An 11751-nucleotide genomic window follows, 5' to 3' on the forward strand; every position below is an offset into this window, starting at 1 on the left:
TGCGAACCGCCGATCTCTTGTTACCGTTCGAGTAGCCCGGTTGCTGGTGCATCCCCCGTCGCCAGCAACCGGGTCTTTCCATGTTCGGAACCCCGTGGGGCGTCAACCGCCTTGCTAACGGCCCGAGTTGCTCCCAGAACGTAGCAGCAGCGGCCCCTCGGAGCCGGCACTCCCCGCGAACTCCGCGACAGCCGAATACGCCCCCGGATCCCCCGCCGTACGCTCCCTGGGCGTCTCGCACGCCCCCGGGTCGTCCTCCGCGTCCACCGCGCAGTTCATCTGCACCGTGCGTCCGCCGGGGCCCATCAGACTCAGCACCGAGCTCAGCGCGTCGCCGGTCGCGTTGCGGTAGTAGGTGCGCGCCCAGGTCTCCTCGCCCTGCGTCAGGACACACGTCTGCGCCTCGACGCCGTCGGGCGAGGAGAGCTCGGGACCGCACCGGGCGGCGGTGGCGAGACCGAGGCCGAGCAGCAGGGGAGAGCGCCGGGGTTCGGGCGCCCGCGGCCGCTCGTCCGCGCGAGCAGCCGCGCGTACGGCCCTGGAGTCGTCGTCGCCCACGGAGCCTGCCGATGCCACGGCCAACGGCAGGCCGAGGACGAACGCCACGACACCCGCCAGCGCCACCAGCCGAACTCTTCGGGGATCCGGCCCGCCGCACGGCGGCGTTGAGGCCCTGTGCCCCCGAGAATGACGCTGCATAGGCGGACGATAACGAGCACGGGCGGGCGCGCGGCTCGCCGCGCGCCGGGCGCCCCTACAACTCGGGCGCGCTCACACCCGTACGAGTGAGTGCCTCGACGACGGCATCCACAACGGCCTCCACGTCGGGCACCCAGGGGGCGGCCGAACCGGGCAGCGGAGCGCGCTCCCAGCGGATCTGGCCCTGTCCCGTCTCGGACGGCGGCAGCGCGATGTAGCCGCCCTCTCCGTGGAAGCGCAGCGAGCCGGGAACGAAGTCCTTGGCGTAGAGCAGTTCGCCGAGCTGCTCCATGGAGTACGGGGCGACGAGGATCGCCCAGCGGGTGGGGGACGCGACGACCGGGCCGAGGCGCATGCCCGTGCGGTCGAGGGCGTCGAGAGCGCGGGCCGCCGCGAGGGCGGGCAGGCTAACCGCGCACGGGGCCCCGCCTCCGGTGGCCAGCACGATGGGGGCCGACGGCCGGTTGGTCCACCACCAGCGCACCATGCGCTGGTCGGTGGTGGCCGCGAGGAGGCCGGGGTCGAAGGGATGGGCGCCGGGCACCGTGCACTCCGGGTCGGGGCATCCGCAGCGGGCACGCCCCTGCGGGTCGGCCGCGACGCCCGGGAGTACGGGCCACCGCCATTCGGTCGCGAAGGTCAGGGCCGCGCTGAGCATCTCAGGCCTCCCGTTGTTCCGCCTGGACAGGAGCCTGCGTCGCCTTCCGAGGATCTCGCGCATGAGCGCTCGTTCCTTTCCGTTGCACGCCTGGCAACACCGAGGATCACATCACACCATGTGTCGATCACTTCACTGTGCGTACCTGCTGGCGCATCACACCCCTGCTGAGGCAAGGGGAACCCCTCTGGGCCGAGCATGTGGCTGTGTCCGCGCCCATACTGCGTGTATCCAAAGCATGGGCATGGCGTGGGGTGGCGGCGCCTGGCGTTTCACGTCCCGCGTATTCCTTGCCGCCTCCGCCACGGGAGGATGGGGCACGGTCGTCGGTGGTTAAGACGCCCGGGTCCGTCGCCAGGTTCCGGGCGGATCTCAACCACCCCTGGCCTTCACCGAGTACGTACCCATCACGACCGCTGTGACGCTCCGTCGAACGAGGTCAGTCGACCTCAATAAGCCGTTGCCCGAGTCAGTTTTAGGCCAATTTTGATTTCCCGCAAGGGTTACCACCGGTCTCACGGACACCAGGAATCCCAGCAGGACAATGCTGGACATCCCCTCACGAGTACGTGTACATGTGGAGACACCGCTAGCGGCGCAGAACGACATGGGGGTTTGCGATGCTATTGAGCAATACGCACCGGTCGGAAAGCCGGACGTCATGAACGCCCCTCACCTTCCGAAAGTGGCCGGAATCGATTCAACGGTTCCTTCGCCCGCACACACTGTCGCGCCGACGCCCGCTCCCACGGGTGTCTCTTCGGCCACCTCGCCGACCGGCCCGGGAGCCGCTCTCCAGGATCGCCTCGCGGGCTGGGTCTCGGATCTCACCACGCTCCACGAACTCACCGAGCGCCTCGCACGCACCGCGACACTGAGCGACGCGCTGCAGGAACTCCTGCGCGCCGGAGCCGCCCTCGTGGGCGCCCGGCGCGGTCTCGTCGTCATGGAACCCGGCGACGGCCTCGGCCCCGACACCACGATCGGCCTCGGTCTCGCCCGAGCGGATCTCGGCCACATCGAGACGGTGCCGCGCAGCTCCATGTCGTACGGGAAGATCCTGGACGGGCTGCCGGGCGGCGAGGGTGAGATCACCCAGCCGGACCTCCTCTCGGAGGACGGGCTCGACCCGCGCCACCGCGAGGTGGCCGCCCGGCTCGGTTACGCCGCGAGCTACGCGCTGCCGCTGTCCACCGAGGCCGCGGGCCGCCTCGGTGCCGCCGTGTGGCTCTACGACGAACCCGCCGAACCGGTGGAGCGTCAGCGCCACCTCATCGGCCTCTACGTCCGCTACGCCACGGAGCACCTGGCGCGGCTGCTGGAGCTGGAGCGCGCGCGTGCGTGTGTGACGACGATGTCCGCGGAGCTGCTTCCCCCACGGCTGCCCCGGGTCCCCGGCGTCCAACTCGCCGCCCGGCACCGCACCGGCCCGCGCGGCGGCGGCGACTGGTACGACGCGCTGCCGCTGCCCGACGCCGCGCTCGGCCTCGCGGTCGGCTCCGTCACCGGGTCCGGTCCCAGCGCGGTCGCCGCCATGGGCCGGCTGCGGGCCTCCCTGCGGGCCTACGCCGTCATGGAGGGCGAGGACCCCGTCGCCGTGCTCTCCGACCTCGAACTGCTGCTGCGGCTGACCGAGCCCGCGCGTTCCGCGACCGCCCTCTTCGCGTACTGCGAGCCCGCCCTGCGCAAGCTCACGCTCGCCGGTGCCGGACACAGCCCGCCCCTGGTGATCGGCCCGCGTCGCACCGAGTTCGTGGAGACCTCCCTGTCGGCGCCCCTGGGCATGCTCGCCTGCTGGGAGGCCCCCAGCGTCGAACTGACCGCCGACCCCGGCGAGACCGTGCTGATCTACACCGACGGCCTGCTGCACCGCACCGGCGATCCGATGGACCGCGCCTTCGCCCGGCTGCACGCGGCGGCGGCGAGTGTCCCGAGGGCGCTTTGCGAGGACCCCGGCGCGATCGCCGACCACGTGCTGCGCGGTGTGCTGCCCGACGGTCTCGACGAGGCCGACAGCGACGAGGACGTCGTCCTGCTGGCGGCCCGGTTCGAGTGAGCACACGGATACCCGGTGTAACAGGCCTTCCGGCCCTGGGCCCCCTTCAGTACGACCGTACGATGGGGGAGGTCCAGAGTCGTATCAAGGAGGCAGACCGTGTCGGAGGCGCTCACCCCGGAGACCCCGGAAGCCGTGCTCGACGAAGCCGCTGACGAAGCGGGCGAGGAAGAGCCCATCAAGCAGCGCAAGAACGGCCTGTACCCGGGCGTGTCCGACGAACTGGCCGACAGCATGAAGTCCGGCTGGGCCGACACCGAGCTGCGGGGCCTCGAGCCCATCGCGCAGGCCGGGTACACCGCGGCCCGCCGCGCCGCGCTGTCCGCGCGCTTCCCGGGCGAGCGCCTGGTGATCCCGGCGGGCAACCTGAAGACCCGCTCGAACGACACGGAGTACCCCTTCCGTGCCTCGGTCGAATACGCGTACCTCACCGGCAACCTCACCGAGGACGGCGTCCTCGTGCTGGAGCCCGCCGCCGACGGCCACAAGGCGACGATCTACCTGCTGCCGCGCTCCAACCGCGAGAACGGCGAGTTCTGGCTGTCCGGACAGGGTGAGCTGTGGGTCGGCCGCCGCCACTCCCTCGCCGAGGCCGAGCAGCTGTACGGCATCCCGGCATCGGACGTCCGCGAACTGCCGGCCGCGCTCAAGGAAGCCACCGGACCCGTCCGGGTCGTGCGCGGCTACGACGCCGCGATCGAGGCCGCCCTGACCGACAAGGTCACCCGCGAGCACGACGACGAACTGCGCGTCTTCCTCTCCGAGGCACGGCTCGTCAAGGACGAGTTCGAGGCCGGCGAGCTGCAGAAGGCCGTCGACTCCACCGTGCGCGGCTTCGAGGACGTCGTGAAGGTCCTCGACAAGGCCGAGGCCACCAGCGAGCGCTACATCGAGGGCACCTTCTTCCTGCGCGCGCGGGTCGAGGGCAACGACATCGGCTACGGCTCGATCTGCGCCTCGGGACCGCACGCCTGCACGCTGCACTGGGTGCGCAACGACGGCCCGGTCCGCTCCGGCGATCTGCTGCTGCTGGACGCGGGCGTGGAGACCCACACCCTCTACACCGCCGACGTCACGCGCACGCTCCCGGTCAACGGCACGTACACGGAGATCCAGAAGAAGATCTACGACGCCGTGTACGAGGCCCAGGAGGCCGGTATCGCGGCCGTGCGGCCGGGCGCCAAGTACCGCGACTTCCACGACGCCGCACAGCACGTGCTGGCCGAGAAGCTCGTCGAGTGGGGCCTCGTCGAGGGACCGGTCGAGCGCGTCCTGGAGCTCGGCCTCCAGCGCCGCTGGACCCTGCACGGCACCGGCCACATGCTCGGCATGGACGTCCACGACTGCGCCGCCGCGCGCACCGAGACGTATGTCGAGGGCACGCTGGAGCCGGGCATGTGCCTGACCGTCGAACCGGGCCTGTACTTCCAGGCGGACGACCTGACCGTGCCGGAGGAGTACCGCGGCATCGGCGTCCGTATCGAGGACGACCTCCTCGTCACCGAGGACGGCAACCGGAACCTGTCGGCCGGCCTGCCGCGCCGCTCGGACGAGGTCGAGGCCTGGATGGCGTCCCTCAAGGGCTGACACAGTGCCCGCGAGGGCTGATACGAGACTGCTGGCCGGGCGCCCTCCAGGGTGCCCGGCCAGCGGTGTGTCCAGGGGGCGGCGGCGGTCTCCCGGACTTCGGCGTGCCTACGGGCTCAGCCAGCCGTACGCCCACGGGTTTTCGGTGTGCCTAGGGAGGCGGCTTTTCGTGGACGACGACTTCTGGTCCGGTGTCGGAGTGGACCTGCATCTGGAACCGGACGCGTCGGCCGGGCGCAGGGCCGGGCTGGAACGGGCCCTGCGGGACGCCGTCCGCGCCGGACGGCTCACCCCGGGCACCCGGCTGCCCGCGACCCGGCGGCTCGCCGCCGAACTCGGCATCTCCCGGGGCACGGCCAAGGCGGCGTACGACCAGCTGATCGCCGAGGGCTATCTGACGGCCCGGCAGGGCTCGGGCACCGAGGTGGCATCGCTCCCGGCCGACGACGCGGCGGCGGACGTACGGGCACCACGCGCGCGTGCACCGCGTTTCGATCTGCGCCCCGGCAGTCCGGACGTCGGCACGTTCCCGGCGGCGGCCTGGCTGCGGGCCCTGCGCCGCGCCATCGCGACGGCGCCCTCCCCGGCGTACGGCTACGGGGATCCGCGCGGCCGGATCGAACTGCGGACGGCGTTGTCGGGCTACCTGGGACGGGCCCGCGGGGTGATCGCGCCGCCCGAGCTGATCGTGATCACCTCGGGCTACGTCCAGGGTCTCGCCCTCCTCACCCGGGTGCTGGACGGCGGAACGGTGGCCATGGAGGACCCGGGGCTGCCGTTCCACCGGGACGTGGTGCGCAAGGCCGGCGGCAATGTGGTGCCACTGCCCGTGGACGAACACGGCGCCCGCGCCGACGGGCCGACGGCGCTCGGGGCGGACGCGGTCGTCGTCACGCCCGCGCACCAGTACCCGACCGGCGTCACGCTCCATCCCGAACGGCGGCGGGCGCTGACCGACTGGGCACGCACCCGGAACGGGCTGATCATCGAGGACGACTACGACGGGGAGTTCCGCTACGACCGGCAGCCGGTCGGTGCCCTCCAGGGAATGGCACCGGCGCACACCGTGTACCTCGGCACGGCGTCCAAGACGCTCGGTCCCGCGCTGCGTCTCGGCTGGATGGTGCTGCCTCCTCATCTGGTCGACCCGGTCGTGGACATCAAGCTGCACAGCGACCACCACACCGAGTCCATCGGCCAGTTGGCGCTCGCCGAGATGATAGAGAGCCATGCGTACGACCGCCATGTGCGCGCGTCCCGGCTGCGCTACCGGCGCCGCCGGGACCAGCTCCTCGACCGGGTGGGGGCGCGCAGGAGCGTTCGGGGGATCGCCGCTGGGCTGCACGCGTTGGTGGAGGTGGCGGACGAGTCGCGGGTGCTGGCGCGCGCCGAGGAGGAGGGGCTCGCGGTCGGATGCCTGGGCGACCACTGGCACACCCCGGGCGACGACCGGCCGCAGGGCCTGGTGGTCGGATACGGGACACCGCGGGAGCGGATGTATCCCGAGGCGCTGGAGGTGTTGGGGCGGGTGCTGGAGGGCGCCGGGCGGCTGGACTGAGGCCGAGGGGTCGGCGGGCGACCAGAGAGGCGGCCGGCTGAGGGGTAGGGGCGGGCCCTGAGCGAGAAGCGAGGTTCCTGATCGAGGGGTGGGCGGGCCGAGGGCTGGGAGTGGGAGCCCTTCGAGAAGCGGGCGGGCCGAGGCCGAGAGGCGGGGCCCTGGGCGTGAAGCGGGCCGGGCCGACGGCGGGGCGAGAAGCTGGTCGGCGAACGGCACGGACGGGCCGGGGAGTTGGCCGTCAGACGGTCGTCACCGGGAGCGCGTCCACGAACAGCGCGCCCGCCAGCAGGGCGCCGCTGCCCCGGGGACTCCACCCGCGCGCGTGGAGATCGTCGTCGAGGGCGGCCAGACCCGCACGCCCCGCCTCCGTGGACGTACCTCCCGCTTCCAGCACGCCCCGGGCGCCCGCCTGGACATGTCGGAGGCCATGGGGACCGGCGGTGTACAGCAACTCGGTGTCCTGGAGGGTGGACATGACGGTGAGGAGGGCGTCGAGACGGGCGCGGGGTTCGGGCACGCCGGCCGCGCGGGCCGTGGCGAGCGCGTCCAACGCCCGTCGCACGTGCGGGAATCCCGCACGCGCCTCGCCGCGCGCACCGGCCGCGCCGTACTTCGCCGAGACGGACGAGCCGCGGGAGGGCCGCCGCGGTGCCCGCCGGTCGGCGTGCGCCGCGATCCGCTTGGCGGTCGCGGTGACGTCGTGTCCGGTGGCCCGGGGATCCAGGGCCGCCGCGGCGACCAGCAGCCCGAGAGCCCACAGGGCGCCGCGGTGACCGCCGCCCGTCAGGGCCACCGAATGCTCGGTGCACCGGCCGATCGCGCCCAACTCCGCGCGGAGTTCGGGCGTGGCACCGCCGCTACGGCGGGCGGCGGCGGCCATGGCCGCGAGGCCGGGCGTCAGCGCCTTGGCGGACCAGCGCAGGGAGCAGAGGTCCCGCCGGGTGGCCCGAGCGCGGAGGTCGCGCGGGTCGGGCAGTCCGGGTTTGGGTGCCAGCTCCAACTGCCGGGTCAGCGCGGCCACGGCGGCCCGCGCCAGCGCCTCGTCGTCCTCGCGGCTGCTCATCGACGTACCCCTTCTCATGAGGACGCCGGCAGTGAAGGCACCTGGAGACGAGGCCGGCTGCGTGCGAGGGAAAACTAGGCACATCAGCCCTCAAGAACCTGGGTGCACGCTGTGACGGGCCTGTGGGCTCCACGAAAGCCGGAGCCGCGGCCGTGGAGTGGGGGGGCGCCCGGCGGCCGCGGTTCCCTCGGCGGTGGAACGGGGGGTTCGCACGGTGGCCGCGGTTCCCTCGGCGGTGCGGTCGGACGTCGTCGCGGCCCGGCGCATCAAGCCGGCAGCAGCGAGGGGGCCTTCTTCCACTTGAGGATCTTGTCGAAGCTCACCACCGCACCGCCGCGCCCAGGCTTGTTGCCGATGTGGACGTGGTCGGCGAGCTCCCGGATCAGGCACAGTCCCCGCCCGTGCTCCGCGTCCTCACCGGCCCGGCGGAGCAGTGCGCGGGTGTTCCCGGCGGGAAAACCGGGACCGGAGTCGGCGACTTCGATGCGGCACTGATCACCGTCGAGGTAGGCCGTCACGCGGTATGCCTCGCAGGAGGCGCCGCGCACGGAGTCCCCGCCGTGCTCGACGGCGTTGGCACAGGCCTCGGTGAGAGCGACGGAGAGGTCGTACGAGATGTCCGGGTCGACACCCGCGCTCTCCATCGTGCCGAGCAACAGGCGTCTGGCGAGCGGAACACTCGCAGCCTCGCGCCGCAAATGGAGTGACCACCAGATGCTCATGCTCCAGCCTCCCGGCCGCGGCTCGACATACCGTTACGTATTGCCGCAACCACCCGTGCGCAATCGCATACACGACGTGATGCCGCCCATACGGCCGATGCGCTCACCTGAGGGGGCGGTGTATGCACAAGCGAGTTGACGCCGGATGACGGCCTTTCGGCCGTACGCCGCGTTGCGGACGGACCGGCCACATGCCGTCAATCGGACCTGCCGCGTGAGGCCCTGGCGCCCAGTGCGATGATGACCCCGCCATGACTGCCCCCCACCAGCGTTCGGCGCGCTCCGGAGCAGGCCTCCGGACCCTGAGGGCCGCGGTGTTCGCCGCGGTCTGCGTCGTGCTGGCCGCGGCCGGTCACGGGATCGCCTCCTGCGCCACGGTTCCCCTGTGGACGCTGGGCGCCGGCTTCCTCGCGGTCTTCGCCGTCGCCGCGGCGCTGGCGGGACGCGAACGCGCGCTGCCGGGCATCGTGGCGTTCCTCGCGTTCGGCCAGACCGTGCTGCACACACTCTTCGGACTCGGTCTGCAGGCCGGTACGACGGCCACCGGGTCCATGGGCTCGATGGCCTCGGGGATGTCGATGTCCGACGCCTCGCTCGTGGCACGGGCCGCCCGCCTGGTGTGCGGTACGGCCGCGGCGGCGATCAGCCCCGCGCAGGCCCAGAAGATCCTCGCCGACGCGCGGATCGACACGGGCATGACGAGCATGACGGGCATGCGCCATGCCGCGGACGCCGTACCGGCCGCCGCGGGCGCCCCGATGCAGGTGCTGCCCTCCCTGCCGATGCTGCTCGGCCACGTCCTCGCGGCCGTCGCCGCCGGGTGGGTGCTGCGCCGCGGCGACCTGGCGCTGCTGCGTCTCATGCGGCTCTCGGCGCAGGGAGTCACGGAAGCGGCGCTCGTACGGTCCTTGCGCGCCGCCCTGACACTCGTACGCGCCCTGCGTACGGGACTTCCCGGGGCGCCCGAAGTCGCGCGTTCGCCTCGCACCGCGCTGCTCGCGCCCCCCGCCCCACGGACGACCGCGCTTCAGCACACCGTCGTCCGCCGCGGGCCGCCCGTCTCCTCCGCACTCGTCCTCGTCGCCTGACACGACGCGCCGCCTCACGGAATCCACGGAATCCCCGAGTCCCCGGAGTCCCCGACTTCACGGACCTCACGGGCTTCACGGACCTTCTCGAAAGGGACGCGGTCGTGCCGCACGCGCGCGTGCCCGCCGGGTCTCCCCCCGGGCTCCGTTTCGCCCCTTCCACGGGACACCGAGGCGCACGCGCGTCCCCTTTGTCACTGGACCGAAAGTGGAGTGTTCCGTTCCATGAAGGCTTCTCGTCTCGCCGCCGTCGGCACCGTCGCCGCCACGGCCGTTCTCGCCCTGTCCGCCCCCGCGTTCGCGCACGTCAGCGTGCAGCCCGAGGGTGCGGCCGCCAAGGGCGGCTACGCCGTCGTGAACTTCAAGGTGCCCAACGAGCGCGACAACGCCTCGACCACCCAGGTCGAGGTGAACCTCCCGGCGGACCACCCGCTGGCCTCCGTCATGCCGCAGCCGCTCGACGGCTGGACCGTGAAGGTCACCAAGTCCAAGCTGGACAAGCCGGTCACCGCGCACGGCGAGAAGATCGCCGAGGCCGTCACCAAGGTCATCTGGACCGCCGACGGCAAGGGGATCGAGCCGGGCTTCTTCCAGAAGTTCCCGCTCTCCATCGGCGCACTGCCCGAGGACACCGACGCACTCGTCTTCAAGGCCGTCCAGACGTACTCCGACAAGGATGTCGTGCGCTGGATCGAGCCGCAGAAGGAGGGCGCGGAGGAGCCCGAGAACCCGGCTCCGGTGCTCGCGCTCTCGGCCGCGACCGAGGAAGGCCATCACGGGTCCGCCGTCGCGGAGGACGCCTCCGACACCGAGAAGACCGCCAAGGGCACCACCGAGGCGGCCTCCTCCCCGGACGGCAGCGACACCACCGCGCGCGTGCTCGGCGTCGTCGGCATCGCCGTCGGCCTGGCGGGCGTGGCGTACGGCGTTCTGGCCGGTCGGCGGCGTACGAACGCCTGAGGTGCCGGTAAACACCTGAGGTACTGAGACACAACCGCTCCCGGTGCGCACCGGAGGGTCGCGGACGCGGCTCTCCGGACCGACCGGCCCGGCTCGGCCCGAACGGACCAGGCCGGCCCGGACCGGCCCCGATCCCGTCCGACCTGGCCCTTCGGCCTCGTTCGACCCCCGGTGCGCACCGGAGCGCTCACATCTGGGACATTTTTCTATGCGCAAGAAGACGTACGCGATGGCCGCCCTGTTCGCCGCCGCCGCTCTGACCCTCTCCGCCTGCGGCAGTGGGGACGACAGCAACAAGCCGGTCGCCGTCGTGTCCGCCGAGGCGGGCTCCGGCAAGGCCGCGACGGTCCTCGACAATCCGTTCGAGAAGCCGGACCTCGTGCTCACCGACACGGCCGGCAAGAAGTACGACCTGCGCGCGCAGACCAAGGGCCGGCCGACGCTCATCTACTTCGGCTACACCCACTGCCCCGACGTCTGCCCGCTGACGATGAACAACCTCGCGGTCGCCAAGAAGCAGCTGCCGAAGGCCGAACAGGACAAGCTGCGCGTCGTGTTCGTCACGACCGACCCGGCCCGCGACACCCCCGCCGCGCTCGGCGCGTGGCTCAAGGGCATCGACTCCGACTTCATCGGCCTGACCGGCGACTTCGCCACGATCCAGGCCGGCGCCCGCTCCCTGGGCATCACCATCGAGCCGACCACGAAGGACAAGAACGGCAAGGTCGTCTCGGTGCACGGCACCCAGGTCATCGCCTTCTCGCCGAAGACCGACGCGGGCTATGTGCTGTACGGCGAGGGCGCCACCGTCGACGACTACACCAAGGACCTTCCCAAGATCGCCGACGGGAAGAACCCGTGAGGCGCCGTCCGGGTCGTCGCGCAGGGCTCCTCGCCGTCGGCGCCCTGGTCATGGCCGCCGCGGGGACACTGGTGGGCTGCGGTTCTGGCGACTCCCCGTCGTCCTCGTCCTCTTCCGCCGGGCCCGAACTCAAGGTCACCGGCGCCTACATGCCCGCCCCGAGCATGGACACCATGGCGGCGGGCTTCTTCACCGTCACCAACTCCGGCGGCACCGACACCCTCACCTCGGTCACCAGCGACCTCTCGGACGAGGTGACGATGCACGCGACCGAGAACGGCGCGATGCGGGAGAAGAAATCATTCGCCGTGCCCGCCGAGGGCACCCTGGACTTCGCGAGCGGCGGCAACCACCTCATGTTCGCAAAGCTCACCCACAAGCCCGAACAGGGCGAGAAGGTGTCCGTGGAACTGCACTTCGCCAAGTCCGGCACGGTCAGGATCTCCATGCCGGTGAAATCCGCGACGTACAACCCGAAGACCGGGCACTGAGGGAGGC

The 11751-nt window shown here is 72.0% G+C and carries 11 protein-coding genes; 7 read left to right on the top strand and 4 right to left on the bottom strand.

Annotated elements, in window-relative coordinates; all coding sequences use genetic code 11:
• Positions 1 to 114: 114 nt before the first annotated feature.
• A complete protein-coding gene (locus tag ACZ4N5_RS00725) occupies positions 115 to 699 on the bottom strand; it encodes a hypothetical protein (RefSeq protein ID WP_467754994.1) in 585 nt (194 codons plus the stop codon).
• Between the two features lie 55 nt (positions 700 to 754).
• On the bottom strand, positions 755 to 1420 hold the full coding sequence (locus ACZ4N5_RS00730) for a bifunctional DNA primase/polymerase (protein ID WP_467754995.1): 666 nt from the start codon (positions 1418 to 1420) through the stop codon (positions 755 to 757).
• Positions 1421 to 1901: 481 nt separating this feature from the next.
• Between ACZ4N5_RS00730 and ACZ4N5_RS00735 the strand changes: the two genes are divergently transcribed.
• The 3 genes from ACZ4N5_RS00735 to pdxR all read left to right on the top strand — a co-directional run bounded on the left by ACZ4N5_RS00735 (position 1902) and on the right by pdxR (position 6558).
• A complete protein-coding gene (locus ACZ4N5_RS00735) occupies positions 1902 to 3413 on the top strand; it encodes a PP2C family protein-serine/threonine phosphatase (protein ID WP_467754996.1) in 1512 nt (503 codons plus the stop codon).
• Positions 3414 to 3512: 99 nt separating this feature from the next.
• Positions 3513 to 5000, top strand: a complete 1488-nt coding sequence (locus ACZ4N5_RS00740) for an aminopeptidase P family protein (protein WP_467754997.1) — start codon at positions 3513 to 3515, stop codon at positions 4998 to 5000.
• Between the two features lie 169 nt (positions 5001 to 5169).
• On the top strand, positions 5170 to 6558 hold the full coding sequence (gene pdxR / locus ACZ4N5_RS00745) for a MocR-like pyridoxine biosynthesis transcription factor PdxR (RefSeq protein ID WP_467754998.1): 1389 nt from the start codon (positions 5170 to 5172) through the stop codon (positions 6556 to 6558).
• A gap of 238 nt (positions 6559 to 6796) precedes the next feature.
• Here pdxR and ACZ4N5_RS00750 read toward each other — a convergent pair whose 3' ends face one another.
• Both ACZ4N5_RS00750 and ACZ4N5_RS00755 read right to left on the bottom strand, forming a co-directional pair.
• On the bottom strand, positions 6797 to 7621 hold the full coding sequence (locus tag ACZ4N5_RS00750) for a triphosphoribosyl-dephospho-CoA synthase (RefSeq protein WP_467754999.1): 825 nt from the start codon (positions 7619 to 7621) through the stop codon (positions 6797 to 6799).
• A gap of 266 nt (positions 7622 to 7887) precedes the next feature.
• Complete coding sequence (locus ACZ4N5_RS00755; RefSeq protein ID WP_467755000.1) at positions 7888 to 8343, bottom strand: ATP-binding protein; 456 nt, start codon at positions 8341 to 8343, stop codon at positions 7888 to 7890.
• A 251-nt stretch (positions 8344 to 8594) separates the two neighbouring features.
• On the opposite strand from ACZ4N5_RS00755, the gene ACZ4N5_RS00760 reads away from it, so the two are divergent.
• From ACZ4N5_RS00760 to ACZ4N5_RS00775, 4 genes are all read left to right on the top strand, one after another.
• Entirely contained in the window at positions 8595 to 9431 is an 837-nt protein-coding gene (locus ACZ4N5_RS00760; RefSeq protein ID WP_467755001.1) for a hypothetical protein, read from the top strand.
• Between the two features lie 225 nt (positions 9432 to 9656).
• On the top strand, positions 9657 to 10391 hold the full coding sequence (locus ACZ4N5_RS00765) for a YcnI family copper-binding membrane protein (protein ID WP_467755002.1): 735 nt from the start codon (positions 9657 to 9659) through the stop codon (positions 10389 to 10391).
• A gap of 208 nt (positions 10392 to 10599) precedes the next feature.
• Entirely contained in the window at positions 10600 to 11253 is a 654-nt protein-coding gene (locus tag ACZ4N5_RS00770; RefSeq protein WP_467755003.1) for an SCO family protein, read from the top strand.
• Positions 11250 to 11744, top strand: a complete 495-nt coding sequence (locus ACZ4N5_RS00775; RefSeq protein ID WP_467755004.1) for a copper chaperone PCu(A)C — start codon at positions 11250 to 11252, stop codon at positions 11742 to 11744. Before ACZ4N5_RS00770 ends, ACZ4N5_RS00775 begins: the two co-directional genes overlap by 4 nt.
• Positions 11745 to 11751 lie beyond the last annotated feature (7 nt).

Source organism: Streptomyces sp. NPDC026500, from assembly GCF_055567635.1.